Source organism: Labilibaculum manganireducens (assembly GCF_002843385.1).
Lineage (GTDB): Bacteria > Bacteroidota > Bacteroidia > Bacteroidales > Marinifilaceae > Labilibaculum > Labilibaculum manganireducens.
On record NZ_MVDE01000007.1, the window covers coordinates 175747 to 192437 of the forward strand.

General features: G+C 36.1%; 16 protein-coding genes and 1 tRNA gene. 12 read left to right on the forward strand and 5 right to left on the reverse strand.

Annotation, left to right across the window (positions count from 1 at the left end):
* The first annotated feature begins 144 nt into the window (after positions 1-144).
* Both BZG01_RS06895 and BZG01_RS06900 read left to right on the forward strand, forming a co-directional pair.
* A complete protein-coding gene (locus BZG01_RS06895) occupies positions 145-1710 on the forward strand; it encodes an ATP-binding cassette domain-containing protein (protein ID WP_218973036.1) in 1566 nt (521 codons plus the stop codon).
* Positions 1711-1891: 181 nt separating this feature from the next.
* A tRNA-Ser gene (locus BZG01_RS06900) sits at positions 1892-1976 on the forward strand.
* A gap of 289 nt (positions 1977-2265) precedes the next feature.
* Here BZG01_RS06900 and BZG01_RS06905 read toward each other — a convergent pair.
* The 5 genes from BZG01_RS06905 to BZG01_RS06925 form a co-directional block, all read right to left on the reverse strand.
* Positions 2266-3225 (reverse strand): HipA domain-containing protein, encoded by a 960-nt coding sequence (locus tag BZG01_RS06905; protein ID WP_101309081.1) that lies wholly within the window; start codon positions 3223-3225, stop codon positions 2266-2268.
* A 58-nt stretch (positions 3226-3283) separates the two neighbouring features.
* On the reverse strand, positions 3284-3610 hold the full coding sequence (locus tag BZG01_RS06910; protein ID WP_101309082.1) for a HipA N-terminal domain-containing protein: 327 nt from the start codon (positions 3608-3610) through the stop codon (positions 3284-3286).
* Between the two features lie 3 nt (positions 3611-3613).
* Positions 3614-3817 (reverse strand): helix-turn-helix transcriptional regulator, encoded by a 204-nt coding sequence (locus BZG01_RS06915; RefSeq protein ID WP_101309083.1) that lies wholly within the window; start codon positions 3815-3817, stop codon positions 3614-3616.
* Between the two features lie 424 nt (positions 3818-4241).
* Positions 4242-5486 carry a hypothetical protein gene (locus tag BZG01_RS06920; protein WP_101309084.1) on the reverse strand — a complete coding sequence of 415 codons (1245 nt, stop codon included), beginning with the start codon at positions 5484-5486 and terminating at the stop codon, positions 4242-4244.
* On the reverse strand, positions 5479-6771 hold the full coding sequence (locus BZG01_RS06925; RefSeq protein WP_101309085.1) for a hypothetical protein: 1293 nt from the start codon (positions 6769-6771) through the stop codon (positions 5479-5481). The genes BZG01_RS06920 and BZG01_RS06925 overlap by 8 nt, the downstream gene beginning before the upstream one ends.
* A 402-nt stretch (positions 6772-7173) precedes the next feature.
* On the opposite strand from BZG01_RS06925, the gene cas6 (BZG01_RS06930) reads away from it, so the two are divergent.
* The 10 genes from cas6 (BZG01_RS06930) (at position 7174) to BZG01_RS06970 (ending at position 16578) form a co-directional block, all read left to right on the forward strand.
* Entirely contained in the window at positions 7174-7965 is a 792-nt protein-coding gene (gene cas6, locus BZG01_RS06930; protein ID WP_245870297.1) for a CRISPR-associated endoribonuclease Cas6, read from the forward strand.
* 257 nt (positions 7966-8222) lie between these two features.
* Positions 8223-8870 carry a hypothetical protein gene (locus tag BZG01_RS06935; protein ID WP_143470849.1) on the forward strand — a complete coding sequence of 216 codons (648 nt, stop codon included), beginning with the start codon at positions 8223-8225 and terminating at the stop codon, positions 8868-8870.
* Between the two features lie 73 nt (positions 8871-8943).
* Positions 8944-9618, forward strand: coding sequence for a CRISPR-associated endoribonuclease Cas6 (cas6, locus tag BZG01_RS06940; RefSeq protein ID WP_101309087.1), 675 nt, complete (start codon positions 8944-8946; stop codon positions 9616-9618).
* Between the two features lie 5 nt (positions 9619-9623).
* A complete protein-coding gene (locus tag BZG01_RS06945; protein WP_101309088.1) occupies positions 9624-10238 on the forward strand; it encodes a hypothetical protein in 615 nt (204 codons plus the stop codon).
* Positions 10239-10257: 19 nt separating this feature from the next.
* Positions 10258-10713 carry a transposase gene (locus tag BZG01_RS06950; RefSeq protein WP_101309089.1) on the forward strand — a complete coding sequence of 152 codons (456 nt, stop codon included), beginning with the start codon at positions 10258-10260 and terminating at the stop codon, positions 10711-10713.
* Positions 10688-10837 carry a hypothetical protein gene (locus tag BZG01_RS21780; protein ID WP_218973037.1) on the forward strand — a complete coding sequence of 50 codons (150 nt, stop codon included), beginning with the start codon at positions 10688-10690 and terminating at the stop codon, positions 10835-10837. Before BZG01_RS06950 ends, BZG01_RS21780 begins: the two co-directional genes overlap by 26 nt.
* Positions 10838-11060: 223 nt before the next feature.
* Complete coding sequence (locus BZG01_RS06955; RefSeq protein ID WP_101309090.1) at positions 11061-13226, forward strand: CRISPR-associated helicase/endonuclease Cas3; 2166 nt, start codon at positions 11061-11063, stop codon at positions 13224-13226.
* A 16-nt stretch (positions 13227-13242) separates the two neighbouring features.
* Positions 13243-14835 carry a hypothetical protein gene (locus BZG01_RS06960; protein WP_101309091.1) on the forward strand — a complete coding sequence of 531 codons (1593 nt, stop codon included), beginning with the start codon at positions 13243-13245 and terminating at the stop codon, positions 14833-14835.
* Between the two features lie 12 nt (positions 14836-14847).
* Positions 14848-15930, forward strand: coding sequence for a CRISPR-associated protein Cas7 (locus BZG01_RS06965; protein WP_101309092.1), 1083 nt, complete (start codon positions 14848-14850; stop codon positions 15928-15930).
* A 60-nt stretch (positions 15931-15990) separates the two neighbouring features.
* Positions 15991-16578 carry a hypothetical protein gene (locus BZG01_RS06970; protein WP_218973038.1) on the forward strand — a complete coding sequence of 196 codons (588 nt, stop codon included), beginning with the start codon at positions 15991-15993 and terminating at the stop codon, positions 16576-16578.
* The last annotated feature ends 113 nt before the right edge of the window (positions 16579-16691 follow it).

The window sequence follows — 16691 nt, forward strand, 5'->3', positions numbered from 1 at the left end:
TTTCGTTTTATGTGCTAAATTTTAAAACAGGAAAAGGAACAGATAAAATTTACTGCCTGTTGAATTTCATCTTTCAATATTAAAATCCTAAAAAGATAAATTATCTTTACTTCGATAAAAATTGAATGACTCCAAAGTTACCACTTGCAGAAAATTTGCCCGGACAAACTTCTTATGACCAATCAAACCATTATTTCTTTTGAGAATGTAAGAGTACAGTATCTTAATCAGATTCTTCTTGAAAACATTAATCTTTCGGTGAAAACAGGGCAACACTGGGCGATAATCGGAGCAAGTGGTTCGGGAAAAAGTGCTCTTCTAAAAACAATTGCAGGTAAATTTCATATCTCGCAAGGAGAATTCAGACATCCATTGCTGGATGAAAAAACAAAAAAACGAGATGGAAATCAAATTCTTTTTACCTGGAAGAGTTTAATCAGTCAGGTCTCAACAAAGCATAATTTTACAAATTTATCCAACACCACCAGTTTTTATTATCAGCAACGCTTTAACTCTGCAGATTCGGAGGACACTCAAACCGTTGAGCAGTATCTTTCAAAAATTGAAGCATCTGCACCCCCCGAAACGTGGACACTCAATAAGGTACTGGATCGCTTACATCTTCGAAACTTAAAAAATAAACACCTTATCAAGCTATCAAATGGGGAAACAAAAAGACTGCTTATAGCTAAGGCGCTGCTGAAAAATCCCACGCTGCTCCTATTGGACAATCCGCTTACAGGGCTCGATATTGCTATGAGAACAGACATTAATAATCTGATAACTGAAATATCTGATTCAGGTATTAGTATTGTTATGACTACCTCGCCCAACGAAATTCCGGAAGCAATTACTCATGTTGCTGTTCTGAGCGAAGGAAGAATTACAAGCAGTCTCACCCGATCTGAATTTAAGCCTGAAAAAGTTAGTTTTTCAGCCATTTCTGAAATTGACTCTCAGGAACTTAAAATGCTGCTGGCAACAAGCAAACAAGAGAATTTCGAAAACATTGTTGAAATGAAAGATGTAGTGATTAAATATGGTGAACACACCATTCTTGATCATGTGAACTGGACTATAAAGCAAGGTGAGCGTTGGGCATTACTTGGTCATAACGGTGCCGGGAAATCAACTTTATTAAGCTTAATTAACGCAGATAATCCTCAGGCATATGCTAACAACATATCTCTTTTTGGTGTGAAAAGAGGAAGCGGAGAAAGCATTTGGGATATTAAAAAGAAAATTGGTTTCGTCTCTCCTGAATTCTTTCAATATTTCCCAAATGGAAATTCGTGCCTTCAGGTAATTGAATCGGGATTTCACAACACTTTAGGTCTCTTCCGAAAATCAAATCCTGCTAAAGCTGAAATTGCTAAACGTTGGATGCGGCTTCTTGAAATTGAGAGTTCTGCCACTCAAGGATTCAAAAATGTATCGGCAAGCACTCAACGCTTGTGCCTCCTTGCCAGAGCACTGGTAAAAAATCCACCATTACTGATATTTGATGAACCCACTCAAGGATTAGACCTTCACCAACAAAATAATTTCAAACGCATTATTGAAAAAATATGCAGACACAGCAATGTAAGTCTTATATATGTAAGTCATTACAAATATGAAATACCGGAAAGTGTTCAATATACATTGAAATTAGAAAAAGGGAAACAAATTGAAGATGCAGAAAAAGCCGACTCTCAACTGCAAAATTAAAAGAAGCAGAATCATTGTACTTTTTCCCAATAAAAACCACATATACAGCTATTTCCAAAAAACAATTGATGACCTGTAAAATTCGATTGACTGCTCTAAATCATTTTTCGTATAATATCTTTTGTAATCCGCTATTTTGTTTTACTTTTGTCCCGCACAATTATCCTAACAGATATTGCTTGGAGGGATGACAGAGTGGCCGATTGTGCATGCTTGGAAAGCATGTGTACCGCAAGGTACCGGGGGTTCGAATCCCTCTCTCTCCGCAAAAAAAAAAGCAGCTAATAAATAGCTGCTTTTTTCATGCACTAAACTCTCATATTTAATGGGATGCAGATGAAGTCACGAAAAATTAATACCAAAGCTTAAAAGCTTTGCCTCCTAAAACACCAAACTAAAGTTAGGTAAATACCTGAAAATTCTTTTTGCTTGTGCCACTACTTCTTTAAAGACATAGAGCCCATTTGGAAAACAAACAGCACAAATAATCCCTATTATGGGGAGAAACACCTGGCAGACTTTTTGCCAATGCCCGGGGAGAGAACACCATACTTTCTATTCAATTTTTAAATTCAACCTACGGGCGCGATCTTGAATCAAGGCGGTATAGGCTTCTTTCATTTTGAGAGGAAGGAAACTGCTTTCAATCAGATCAAACCAAGACGGGATCGTTTTTTCAAATTTTGCAAAGATATTATCCTGTGTTTTTTTCGGAATCTCAAACAGATTAAAGGCTGAAATGAAATCTGTTCGTTTTATCTTTTTCTTTTTCGCATTCAGCGTTAGAGCCAGATCTTCATCATCATTTTCCATCACCAGTGCTGTTGAAAGCATATCGTATGCTGGTGTTAAAATATACCCCAGCGCAGGATTATTAATCAAAGAAAAGTTTTTTAAATGCATGTCGGCATTTCCGGTGAGAAAAGAGAAAAGAACCTGTTCGAAGAAATTCACCAAATCCAAACCTGGATTGGCAGAATATTTTGCAATTGCTTTTCCTATCTGCTCATAGGATCCCCGATATTTGAATTCTGTAAGTCTTTCGGTGAGCTGGCACATGTCTTCCATATGAATTTTCCTGCCTTCTACCCGATCGATTCTTTTGGTGATATAGGCAAGTCTGCCGTTTTTCAAACGAATTAAAGAATGAGGTACGGTTTCGATTTTAGAAAGCGTGGCCAAATTCATGGTTAGATCTTCCAATTCAGGCAAATTCGGGAATTGTTTTGTTGGTGGCTTTAAGATATAGCCCCCCCATAAACCCACAATTGTAAAACGTCTTTCTTTATGATTTTCGGGATTCTTTGCAATTTCCAAAGAGAGTTTTGGCTGTACTCCAGTTACTGCAATTTGACTTTTAATGACCTGATCAGCCAATTCCAGCATTTGCTCTTCAGTATATTCCAATTGAGGCACGAGCCTGGTGTTGAATATTTTTTTACAACAGGCAGGGTGCAAATCAATTTGTCCTTCCTGTAAGGGTTTGTAGCAATATAGACAGGTGTTTGTTTGCATTGGATGTGAGATTTGAGATAAAAGATGAATTACGGTTCCATTATAGTTCAGATGTCTGTTATCCGTTGTTGGTTACAGCAATGATGCTGACAGCACCAATGCAATCTTTACAACAGGCTAGTAAGAGACCCATGCGATCGGTTTCGCGCAGTTTCCAGTTTTTTTCTGCGATATCAAGCAACCACCCTTCGGGAATCAGTCCATCGAAAAAAGGAAACATACTTGTGCTCCTGTATGGTTTATCACTTACGGGCAAGCTTAGGCTCACCGATTCCGGATTTTCCAACTGGAGATAATCCTCCTCATACGCAAAAACAAATCCCTCTTCATTTTCGATGATGGTGCCTGCCCACTGATCGTGCATATAAACTTTTGCTTTTCGCATGACTTAGATTTTTTTACTTACAGGAACCGGCCCCAACTCCTGACCAAACAAGTTTAAGACCTGATTGACTTTGTCCATGCGCAAAGATTCTTTGCCTTGCTCCAGGTCGCGAATAAAACGTATTCCTACTCCAGCTTTATCCGCCAAATCCTGTTGAGTCAGGTTCAGTAATTTTCTTTTCTCTTTTGTGAAAACAGATAATGACATGTGCGAGATATTTAATTATTTATACCTTATCGGGTATAAATATACAACATTCTACAAAACTATACCTTATCGGGTATAAAATAATATCTACAGGAGTGATTTATACCTTTTCGGGTATAGTTTTAAATAAATCAATAAGAAGTTGATTTATTTTAAAGGCTGTTAGATCTGAAAAAAGACGTTGACAGATTGGTTTTTGTATTTTTATTGAAATTGTTAAGTGTCCCATGCCAGACGGGCTGTTCTTTTATTCATTCGTAAATTTTACGGGTATTCTATGAGCTCGAAAAGCTTAGTTATCAGTAACTCAAAAGAAACAAAAAATCAAGGCTGCGGCGCTCTGTGCCTCATTACGTTTTAAAATCTGTAAAAAATAATGCTCTTATCTGGAATGAAAGCATCAAGATGTTAAAATCTCTTCCTGCTACAGGTCTGCTTCATCAGCGATCTCCTCTAAATCATCTTCTAACAGCGCTTTTCCTTTTCTCATGTATTCATTAAATGCATCCCAATTATAGGTGTCTTTTTCGTTTCTGTTGATGTGTTTCGCCACATCAAAAAGATAATCCAAACCACATTCTTTAAAAAGGGTAAAAATTCCTTGTTCAGGATTCATTTCGCTGGAAGCAAACACTTCCAGTTTGGCAATGTTCCAATAAGTAATTTCCTCTTTGCTTAAGCCTGATAATTTTTCCAGCTTATCACCTTCGGGAGTGCCACGCTGTGTCACGAAAAGAAAAGTGCTGATAACAAGCTTGTCACCCACCGGCCCGGCAATAAAATACCCCAACTTAAAATCTTTGTAACAAATCGGAAACAATACATTTCTACGATAAATAAAAGGCTCTTTATTCCTCATACTAATACCGATGTAACTTTGTGCAGCATCCTCTCCAATGGGTGCAGTCCGGCTTAGATATCTTATCAGTGCATGATTTTGAATGCAGACAGGAAGTTCTTCCTCATCTCCTTTGTATAAGCCGGATAACTTCGCAGCCGAAATGCTGATCCATTGAGGTTCATCATTTACACTTTGGCAGCCTATCTGATAAACAATTCTTTTGATCCCATTTATTTTCACTTTACTAACCCGTGGTTCAACGCTACATATCTTTAGAGTATGATACAAGCCATGCACATCATCTTTTCTGTATTCATATGAAGTTTTGAAAGTGTGCATGGTTGTCGTAAATGGATTTGAAACAATAAGTATCCTGTTGTAATTCCAATACAAATCCGATATTGGGTTTTCAATTTTAGCAAAATGCCTAAATAATACATGCAAAGACTTTTTGATTTCAGCAGCTCTTGTTTCAGGAACATAGGAGTGCCATGCTATGAACCGCTCAACGGCCACCATAGCAATCACCGAAACCGGATTTTGTCCTTCTACCAAAACGGATTTTTCCTGCTGGCAAAACAACTGACAGAAATGCTTGTAGTATTTCATTTTCTCTCTACTGATCTTATGCCCTGCCATCAATTTCGGCTCCATAAAATGCATGCGAAGCCTGTAAATTTCTTTTATCTCCTGCTGACTTAGTATGCATAAAGCATCGGCACAACCAAGTAATTGGCACACTTGTTTTATCCGATTAAAATTGACATTTATGGCCACACTTTCGTTGTACTTTACAGCGGGTGTTTTCCTTTTTCCTTTCTTACTCATCAAGCCCCTCCTCAACCAATTCTTCAAGCATTTCATCTTCTGCTCCCTCATCAAATAGTTCTGTTTTCCCCTGATTGATGTATGCGTTTAAAGCTTCCCAATTGTAATTTCTCTGCTCCTTTTCACAGCCTATTGATTGTACAGTAAATAAATGACTTATTCCTGCATCCTCAAATGCTTTCCTCATTTCATGATTAGTCTCCAAATTTGAACCGAAGAAATTTTCAAGGCTGCCAATTTTCCAGTACGATATTTCTTCTTTACTCAAACCCAATACTTTTTCCAGCTTATCACCTTCGGGCGTATAATGATGAGTTAAAAATAAAAATGTCTTAATGATCAATCTATCTTTATTAATTACGCCTAAGAAATAACCACATTTTAGATTTATATGAAAATACGGAATCAAGATATTTCCCTTGTAGATTTCAATCTTAAGAGAAGTTTGTAAAGTATAACTAAGCTGATGGATAATATCCATACCAGATAGAGGTTTTAATCGCTCCAACAACCGATTATAGGCGTGATTTTGAATACACAGCGGCAATTCCTTTTTATCACCACGGTATACTCCCTGAAGGCTTTTTACAGGTACAGACACCCAATTCATAGTAAAGCCATAATCCAAATACCCTAACTGAAATACTTTCCTGAGTTTACCATTTTCGATATAATTACCCGAACGGCACGGAACAGCCTCTAAAGTTGAAAAATAATGCATCCCGAGTGTTGGATATTCCTTCACCTTAAAATCAAACTTCAGATTGTATAAGGTATCGTTAAAAATGTTGGTCCCATTGGCAGTAATCGTATAATGAAAAATAATTGTCTTAATCGCTTCCTGCAAAGTCCCCAATTTTAACCGCATAGGAGTAAAGGCAATCTGCAATTGATTTTTTCTTTCACCTGTCAAGTTGTCAAACGAAGTTAAAAATTGCAATCCTGCAAGAATTTCAAAATTGGTGAGTTCTACTTCCCTATCCGGCTGCAGTTTGTAAATACTGTCAGCATAAAAATCCTGCACATACTTCGTAAAGAATTCTAATGCATCTTTTGAAACAGCCTTTTTGTTCTTAAACTTAATAGATCCTATATAAACTCTATGTCCGAAGGCATTACTTTTTTCATCTTTTGAAAGAAGTTTAAATGCAGTTTCACAATCGGTCTGGTAACATATACGTTCTAAAATTTTTAAATATTTTTTTTTAAGTACAGGATTGTTATGAGGACTGTTATCCCGTTTTCTTACTTGCGAAGTATTTGTTTTCTTTCTCTTTTTGGACATCGAACATCTGATTTAAAATGCAGGTGTTAAATTAACAATATACCCGCAAATAAAAATAAAAACCTCTTATTTTATATAACAATTTTATTATTATTTGTCAGGTGTTATTTAAATACTGTCCGATCTTAGCCTCTGACAGGTTCGATTTAAAGGGATTGAAAACCCTTTACCCGCAAATTACACATCTACGAAAGCAGGGAGAAAACCCTGATGAATTTTTTGCCGAAACCTGGGGGACAGAACGCCATATTTCCTCTTTTCATAAACTTGGCACATTTGACACATCGAAATTATTATAAATTTACTTAACTTTCTAAACTTACAACGAGAAAATTACACAAATCACTGCAAAACAACACACTAACACAACAACAGAACAAAACAGTAGAATAAATTTATACTATGAGATTTGAATTGACATTGAACCGTACCACAAAGCAACGCATGTTGCCTATGGATTACCAGTATTACATTAGTGCCTGGATTTACAAGGTGCTGAAACAAGCCGATAAAGACTTTGCCTCTTTTTTGCACGAGAAAGGCTACGGCCAAAGTGAAACAAAACTTTACAAACTTTTTTGTTTCTCACAAATGAATTTTGGAAAACCAAAACTATGGAAAGAGAAAAAACTTTTCGAAATATCAGCTCATGAAATCAAGCTGCAAATTTCATTTGATGTAAACGAAGCGGCCTCCACTTTTATAAAAGGCTTGTTTATGCAACAGGAATTTTATCTGGGTGATAAATTTAATGGAATCGATTTTAAAGTTGCTAATGCTGCAGTTTTGCCCGAACCCGAGTTTACTGAAAATATGCACTACCATTTACAAACGCCATGGGTGGTAAGCTGCCAAACTGAAAATAATAAATACCCTCAATACCTTTCGCCTAAGGATGAAAGTTTTGAAACTTTTGCAGTAAAACACCTGATTGAGAAATACAATAATACAAGGAATCAGGAATCCGTTTCTTCAAAACAAATAACATTAAAGCAAACAAGCGGTTTTAAACGTGCCGGTTTTGTAATGAAACCAGATACCAAAGAACAGTCGAGGATAGTAGGGAATTTGTTTGAGTTTAAACTAACAGCACCTGTTGCTGTGCAAAAAATGATTTGGAATGCCGGATGCAGCGAGAAAAGTTCGAGTGGTTTTGGTTGGCTTGAGAAAATTGAAAGAAATTGCGAAAGGTGATTGAGGAAATGAGTTTACGAAACACCTGCCTGCAGCAAAGAAATAAGCGCTTACAGTGAAACGGAAAGCATTTACAGACAAGAAACAGGTGCTGACAAGAAAGAAACATGTACTTACACGAAAGAAATGGATGCTTACAATAAGGAAATAGGCAAATGCAACAAAGAAATGCCTGTACGCAACTACGAATTAACTCCTCTCTTTATGGAATTTTCCATCCGTGGGGACAAATAAATAATTTTAAATTATACAATGTTATGAATCAACGACAAATGAACAGCAAGCACATGTTAGATGTCTCGCTATCCTATCTCAACGCAAATTCTGCTGTTTGGCAAAGCATTGCCAAAATCGGCGAAGTAAAAAACCAACTTGATGCCATTAGTCTGGCCGTAGACAATGCTGCCGACGAGCAGGAACAATCGCAGGTGGCGATTGGGAAAATTAAACTGACACTTAAACACACAATCTGTGAAAAGGCCGATATTTTAAACGACATTGTTGAAGTGTTTGCCCTGATGAACGATAACCAGATACTGGCTGACAAAATGAGCGATAGTGCTACCGACTTGTTTAAAATGAAAAACGAAGACAGCTTGCGCCGTGTGAAACAAATTATTACTGCGGCCAGCGAAAACCAAGAGGTACTAATTGCAGGTTACGGACTTACTGCCGAACAAATTACCGATCTGCAAGCCGACTGCGACCACTTTCTGGAACTGAACGGACAACCGCGCGAATACCAAATTAAATCGGGCATGGCTACAAAAAGCCTCGAAGAACTTTTTAACGAAACAAAAAACCTGCTCGATAATCAGCTCGATAACCTGATGAAAATTTTTAAACGCCGCAACTCTTCCTTCTACAACGGATACCTAAAAGCCCGTATGGTGGTGGATTATTAGGCTGAAAAATAAATTAAATGATAAACCTTCAAGGTTTTTAAAACCTTGAAGGTTTGGAAAAAAAAATAAACAGATGAGAATACACATCACAACTACACCTTCAAAACAAACTATTGATTTTAATCATTTGCACCTATTAACAGGTACAATCCACAAATGGTTTGGAAAAAACGAATTTCACGATTCCATTTCACTTTACTCATTCTCTAATTTAACGGGAGCTAAAGCTTCAAAAAAAGGATTAGACTTCCCGAACGGAGCCAGTTTCTTTATTAGTTGCTGGAATAATGAACAAGCCAAACTGCTAATAACAGGAATTCAAAACGATCCAGAAATGTTTTTTGGCATGAAAGCAAGTGAAATTATCTTGCAGGAGAATCCGGAATTTTCAACAAAATCAGATTTTCAGATTGGAAGTCCAATTTATATTCAGCGCAATCTGGAAAATGGCAGAAAAAAATTCTACTATTTCGATGATAAAGAATCTCCAGACCTTCTTGCAGAAACACTTACCGCAAAAATGATAAATGCTGGTTTAGCTGAAGACAAAACATTAAGAATAACTTTCGATCAAAACTACCACAGAAAAAGCACTAAAAAAATCGATTACAAAAAAGGCAGTCAAATCATAAAAATTCGTGCCAGTTGGTGCCCGATAATTATTCAAGGCAAGCCCGAAACCAAAGAATTTGCTTGGAATGTAGGTATTGGAAATAGTACTGGAATTGGATTTGGTGCTTTAAAATAAATCATATGGAAAAGATATATGTAGTAAAATACACAGGTCCATTTGGTTTTATTAAACCATGGACAGCAGTAAGAGATAGCGAAACTTACTCTCAACAATTTCTTACGCCTTCGATTGTTGCAGGAATAGAACGTAAATTATTTCCTGAATTATTACACCAAAATAACGGCAAAGATGATGGCGATATTAAAAAAATAACAGGGCATAGATTAAGCTACAAACAAATTTCGCAACAACAAGAGCAAACACAGCCGCGAGGATGGAACGAGAAAGGAAGAGGAACAAATAAGGAGTACTCTAGACCTTATGCTATTCTTGTTCGTGGCGTGATGCTTGAACCAACGCTATTTCTTGCTTTTAAGAATTTTGCAGATGCCGAAATAGCTAGCAGACAACACATCTGCTTATGTAGAAACGAAGATATTCTATATCCAACAGAAGAGATTATTAAGGTTTCAAAAGAGGAATTTGATACCGATGAAGAATTATTTGCAGGTTTTGAACTGGTTTTTGAAAAAGACAATAAATCGTTTTTGGTTGGATACAATAGGTTTAAAGAGAGTGAACCGATGTATGGCAGCCTTAAAGTGGTTGGCACACCTGTGAAAAGCAATTATTAAACGGCAAAAATAACGCAAAATGAGTCAATCCTTATCTCAAATATATGTTCATATTGTTTTTCATATTAAAAACACATCTGTAGATATTAGGCAATGCGACAAGGAACATTTGTATGCTTATATGGGCTCTGTTATTAATAGTAATCAATCGATTCCCATATTAATTAATGGAACCGAAAATCATGTTCATATTTTGTGTGTATTGTCAAAAAACATTGCAGTAGCTAAGCTTGTTGAGAACATTAAAAGACACAGCAGCAGATGGATAAAGACGTTAGACGATTACTATTTAGACTTTGCTTGGCAGGGTGGTTATGGGGCTTTTTCGGTTAGTCCTTCTGTCCACGATCGCACTGTAAAATATATTGCCAATCAGGAGGAACATCATAAAACACAAACATTTAAAGATGAGCACATACGGTTCTTAAAAATGTATAATGTTGAATATGATGAGCGATATTTATGGAACGATTAATCTGCCCTTTCAGGGTGTTGCCATGGGTTGTATTTATCCTATTCCCAAGGCGTTGCCTTGGGCTGAATTAAAGAAGGCTTTCAGCCTTAATGTATGCCTGAAAGGCATAATAAATTCAGCCTAGGGTTTATCCCTAGGTATTAATGATAATAAAAACACCGCCTGAAAGGCGTAATTAATTCAGCCCAAGGTTTATCCTTGGGAATTGATAAAAACAAAAACATTGCCTGAAAGGCATAATAAATTCAGCCCAAGGTTTATCCTTGGGAATTGATAAAAACAAAAACATTGCCTGAAAGGCATAATAAATTCAACCTAGGGTTTATCCCTAGGAAAACAAAAATACAATGAAACAAATCTGCACACTTATTAAGGCAAAAGGATTACCCGAACAGACAACTCTGTACGAGCATCTATATTTAGTAGCGTTGGTAGCCGAAAAAATTGCACCACATTTTAATCTAGATCCACATATTGCCAGATTAGGTGCAATATTACACGATATTGGAAAAGCAAGTACAGTTTTTCAGACACGATTAACAAGTAACAAAAAACCAGATACACCTTTCCGACACGAGATTGCCTCTTGCTTTTTTATATCTCTTTTTAATGAGAATATACATCCACAGCTAATAGAGATGGTTATTGCTCACCATAAATCGGTTGTTAATGATGCCAGAGATAAGGGCCTACTAGATTTAGAAGAACAGCAATCAAATCCTTTTGGGTTACATATAAAAGAGTGGGAGAAATGGAAAGACGACGCATTAACTATTCTACAATCGTTTGGTGTTGAAACACGAGACATAACCATTAAAGAGGCAGAGGATAATTATTCAAAAGTTGTTGAATACTGCGAAGATAAAGTAAAAGAACAGGGTTATTCGGAGTGGCGTGGATTACTTATGGCAGCCGACCATTTTGCATCTGCATTATCGGGTAAAACAGATGAATACCTAGGCAGACTATTTAATAAACCAAATCTCGATTTCTTTAAACGTACTAGCAAGCTATATCCATTATCTCTAATAAGCGCCGATTCTGCTAAAAAGCACACGATGGTTGTGGCATGTACAGGAGCAGGAAAAACCGACTATCTTTTTAGACGCTGCAAGGGCAGAGTATTCTACACGCTTCCTTTTCAGGCATCAATTAATGCCATGTACAAAAGGGTAAAGAACGATTTATTGAAGGACAATCCCGATTTAGACATCCGTCTGTTGCACTCGGCTTCGTCAATAGTTTTAAATGGTAAATCGCACGAAGAGAAAATAATTCAAGGTCATGTTGGAGCATCAATTAAAGTGCTTACACCACATCAGATTGCAGCCATAGCTTTTGGAACAAACGGCTACGAGGCAATGCTTATGGACATAAAGGGCTGCGATGTAATTCTGGACGAGATACACTCATATACCAATGTAACCAGAGCCATTGTTCTGAAAATTGTAGAGATTCTACATCACTTAAACTGCAATATTCACATTGGAACAGCCACAATGCCATCGGTTTTGTACAATAAAATTATTGGCATACTGGGTAAAGAAAATGTGCTTGAAGTTAAGTTAGAAAATAATGAGCTCGATAAATTTAACAGACATACAACCCATAAAATTAGCGATTGGAATAGTGCACAAGATCTGATTTCGGAAGCAATTAGCGATAACAAAAAAGTATTAGTGGTTTGCAACCGAGTTCGAAATGCACAAGACCAGTACAAAATATTATCAGAAAAATATCCTGATACGCCGATACTATTACTTCACAGCCGTTTTAAACGTGGCGACAGAGATCTTAAAGAGCGTCAGCTTATAGGACTAGACGAAAATAGTAATTCAACTCATATGTTTAACACTTCAGACAAAGCCTGTATTGTGGTATCAACACAGGTGGTTGAGGTGAGTATAGATATTAGTTTTGATATAATGATTACCGAAGCAGCTCCGCTTGATGGAATGATTCAACGTTTTGGACGTGTTAACCGAAAGCGAGATGACGACACCATTGGCAAGTACAAACCTGTATATGTTATTGCTCCGCCAGACGATAAAAAAGAGGCTTTGCCATACGATGTTGATGTATTAAAACGCAGTTACAATGTATTACCAAATGCCGATGTTTTAACCGAAGTTAGTTTACAACAAAAAATTGACGCTGTTTTCCCAGATATCGATTTTACCGAAATTGAGAGTCACTCTGTTTTTAAAAACACTGGTAAGTGGAATATCGATAAGCTGACACATAACCGAAAAGCAATTCTTTTAGATCTGTTAGAGATTGATAGTGTAAGCTGCATTTGCGAAGCCGACGAACAAAATTATTTGCAGGAAAACTATGAGGAAAGGATACAAATGGAGATAAGCACACGCTTTTGGGTAGTAAAGGGATTACGACAGCTCAACTGTGGAAGCCGACCTTTTATAATACCCGATTCGGCATACACAGCCGAACTGGGTTTCGAAACCGAAAAAGCTAAAGCAGGCAGTTACAACCCCGAATATTCATTTTTATAGATAAAACTATTTAACTATGATAGCAGCAACAATTGGACGCACTTTCTTAAAGGCGTGGAACCAACGAGAAAAGAAAAACCTCTCGGCCAAAGAGTTTTTTGAGCAGGAGTATTTTCAATATTTCTTTAATCATCCTAAGTATATGCAATGGGTAACAAATTCACCCTTTGTGCAAGAGCTAAGTTCTGATCCAAAAGGGAATTATGGTGTTAGAACAAAATATAAAAAAGATGGGAAAACCATGGTGTTTGAAACTGATAATGACGCTTTACTTTTCTACCAAACAAATATAAAAAACAGGGAAGATTTCCTCTTTTGTTATGAAAATGACAAGAAAAAACTATCTAAAAAAGGGATTGAGTTTTTAAAAACTTTGAATAAAGAAGAAAGAAATAAAAAACTAACAGACTTTATTAATAAAGCTGAATTATCTAAAGAAAACAATGATTTTGATGGTTCAATTGTAATTGGATATCCAGCATCAGAATCGGACGAATTTCCAGTTTTTTCAGGTCAAGTATCAAATTTAAGCATAACTAACACTTTAGATGATATCTATTTATCTTGGATTGGCAGTGGTCTAGGAATAGGAGTTGAAGGAGCATATACAATATACTTTGATGAACCACATTTGCTTATTGATATTTACGAAGGATGGATAGTGTATAGAACAATAATAAATGATTTAAATATAAAACATCAAACTAAACAGATTGATACTTGGAATGGACAATGGTTAGCCTACAAATATGATAAATATTACAAAGGCGAAAATGATTTTGTAATTATTAATAATCATAAAAATAGAATATTCAAGATAGATGAAAAAACAGGGATCGTTAGTGTTGATACCATCCCTTGGTCAAAATTATTATTTAGCATATCAAGAAACTCAAGTAAAGATCAAATAATTGGGTTTGTTGGCACTTTTTCAAAAGATAATAAATCATTAGGTTTTTATCCATTTCACTTTAGTTCTGCCAATAAACTTATTGATTATTATAAAATTCTGTTTGGAGAAAATTTAGCCTTGCAAGATTCTAATCAATATGAATCTTTATTTGGATACAATGGTTTAAAATATGCTTGCGAGTTGGGATCAATAGGATTACAAGCCTTAGAGCCAAAAGGCCTGCGCAAATACTTTGGTAACGATAGTAACTTAAAGTTGGCAAAGCCTAATCTATCGATAAAAAAGGACGAAAGCGACAATGATTATGCTATACGCAAAGAAAATGCAAACAATAAAGATTACGAGAATATAGTAACATTTAGAACATATAAAACTTGGTTAATAGCTATGATAACAAAAAACAAAGAAGAAAATCTTCATTATTCAGAAGATATAGCAAAAGCTTTTATTAAGTATAGAAGTGAGGCTAGAATAGAAAAAAAGTTTATTGAAGAAAAACTTTTAAGTGTAAAAAGTAAACGTCAGTTTTTACAAGAACTATCAACATTTATAACGATGGTACCAATTGAACTTGCAGATAAAATTAAAGAATTAAGAGACAAGGTATATTTAATGCCAGAAGATGAATTTGGGTATCTATTTGTCTTACTAAAATTTGATTATGCCTATCAAGAAAGATTAATAACAAACAATTAAAAAAAAATTATTATGAGCACAATTTATATTAGAACTCTTAAAAGAGCAGAACACACAGTTTTCTGTGTATCAGATGGACAAAAGTTTTATCGTGATTCACAATTCGATAATCGTATGGTGCCTTTTTCTAGTGGTCAACAGATTAAACGCTCTGTAATGGAATCTCTATCTATGGCTTTAAACGAAGTTCCATCTCCAATAACTTTTTATACAAATGTTAAGAAGAGTGCAAAAACAAAAAACTTAGAATTTGATGGTGAAGGTGTTGCTTTTGGAACTTGCGACCCAACAAACTCCGACCAATTACTTGGAGGTTGGATGAAAGCTCTAAAGGGCGGTGATTCAAAAGTCATAAAAAGAAGAAGCCCGCTATCAATTTCAGCAATGCGAGGCCTTCATCCACTTCTTGCAGGTATAGAAGTCGAAACAGGAACATTTGATAGAAAAGATAGAGGTAATAACATTGTAGTTGTTAAAGATGAATCTGGTCGTGTATTAACAGAAGATGAATTAGTGGAATTTCTTGATAACAGAGAATCTCAGGTAAGTCTTACAAGTAAGTATTTAAAACCTCAACGACGCGCCACAGGTCTATTTGTGCAAGATATGGCAATAGATATGCGTCGCCTGTTTTGTGTGTCGCTAAATAAATTGGAGCCAGAAATTACTGAAGAGACCGAGGCTAAACTTCGTGAAGAAGGTTGGAAAGAGACCCAAACAGTTTTTGGCACTTGTTTAGTTGCTCCAAAACCTGTACGCGAAAAATTAATTCCTGCACTTGCTCACGCCATTGTAAACTGGACAATTACAAGTAATCAGGCTCGTACATTCTCGTTAATGGAGACATTGGCAATATCTGTTTCGGACAATGCAAACCGAATTGCAGGTAGCATTCGTGCCAAACTAAAAGAGGAGTACGAAAACCGCGCCGAACCTATTATCGAAGAGGATATGAAGGGTGTCGAAACATTTGTATCTCTAGCAGCATCGGGGTATATCCGCACTAAAAAAGAGTCGGTTGATGCTATGGACAACGCTCAACAAGCCCTCATCAATCAAATGATGGCTTTCGATTACGAAAATCAACTGAATTAACTGGTTAAACCCTCAAGGTTTTAAAAATCTTGAGGGTTTAGAATTAAAAACAACAACATTATGGCTCATTCTCCCATGCCTTTGCTTACTCAGCAATACTATCACATCTATAATCGTGGTATTAATGCATGCCCTATATTCACAGAGCATTCAAATTATGAGCATTTTTTAAGACTTTACGATAAGTATATTTCACCAATCGCAGAAACCTATGCATGGGTATTGCTTGGCAATCATTTTCATTTGTTAGTTCGGATAAAAAAGCAGGATGAAATTATATCAAACCTCGAAGGTCTTGAAAACCTTCGAGGTTTAAATATCGAAAAACGTATTAATCAACAATTCTCTAACCTATTTAATGCTTATTCCAAAGCTTTTAACAAGAGGAATCAACGTACAGGCAGCTTATTTGAGCATCCCTTTAAAAGGAAGTTGATTGACTCAAAAGAATATCTCAGAAGCGTAATCATCTATATTCACAATAACCCGGTACATCATGGATTTTGCGAAAGTCCCATCGAATATGCCTGGTCATCCTATCTCACCTGTTTATCTGATAGAGACACATCCTTAATGAGAGAGCAAGTAAGAAGTTGGTTTGATGACTTGCATCACTTTAAACAGTATCATTTAGCAATAGTTCGTTAAGTTTTATGCAGCTATTAAACCAAAATTATTGAGTTGCCTGACTTTTTCTTTATTTTTCTTCGTGTTTGGGTTTATCCCAAACACAATTAAAAATCTATCCATTAGTAATTGAT

Coding starts and splice junctions, on each gene's coding strand:
- BZG01_RS06905 (WP_101309081.1), bottom strand. CDS start 3,225: ATGCAAACAAACACCTGTCTATATTGCTACAAACCCTTACAGGAAGGA.
- BZG01_RS06910 (WP_101309082.1), bottom strand. CDS start 3,610: ATGCGAAAAGCAAAAGTTTATATGCACGATCAGTGGGCAGGCACCATC.
- BZG01_RS06915 (WP_101309083.1), bottom strand. CDS start 3,817: ATGTCATTATCTGTTTTCACAAAAGAGAAAAGAAAATTACTGAACCTG.
- BZG01_RS06920 (WP_101309084.1), bottom strand. CDS start 5,486: ATGAGTAAGAAAGGAAAAAGGAAAACACCCGCTGTAAAGTACAACGAA.
- BZG01_RS06925 (WP_101309085.1), bottom strand. CDS start 6,771: ATGTCCAAAAAGAGAAAGAAAACAAATACTTCGCAAGTAAGAAAACGG.
- cas6 (WP_245870297.1), top strand. CDS start 7,174: ATGAGATTTGAATTGACATTGAACCGTACCACAAAGCAACGCATGTTG.
- BZG01_RS06935 (WP_143470849.1), top strand. CDS start 8,223: ATGAATCAACGACAAATGAACAGCAAGCACATGTTAGATGTCTCGCTA.
- cas6 (WP_101309087.1), top strand. CDS start 8,944: ATGAGAATACACATCACAACTACACCTTCAAAACAAACTATTGATTTT.
- BZG01_RS06945 (WP_101309088.1), top strand. CDS start 9,624: ATGGAAAAGATATATGTAGTAAAATACACAGGTCCATTTGGTTTTATT.
- BZG01_RS06950 (WP_101309089.1), top strand. CDS start 10,258: ATGAGTCAATCCTTATCTCAAATATATGTTCATATTGTTTTTCATATT.
- BZG01_RS21780 (WP_218973037.1), top strand. CDS start 10,688: ATGAGCGATATTTATGGAACGATTAATCTGCCCTTTCAGGGTGTTGCC.
- BZG01_RS06955 (WP_101309090.1), top strand. CDS start 11,061: ATGAAACAAATCTGCACACTTATTAAGGCAAAAGGATTACCCGAACAG.
- BZG01_RS06960 (WP_101309091.1), top strand. CDS start 13,243: ATGATAGCAGCAACAATTGGACGCACTTTCTTAAAGGCGTGGAACCAA.
- BZG01_RS06965 (WP_101309092.1), top strand. CDS start 14,848: ATGAGCACAATTTATATTAGAACTCTTAAAAGAGCAGAACACACAGTT.
- BZG01_RS06970 (WP_218973038.1), top strand. CDS start 15,991: ATGGCTCATTCTCCCATGCCTTTGCTTACTCAGCAATACTATCACATC.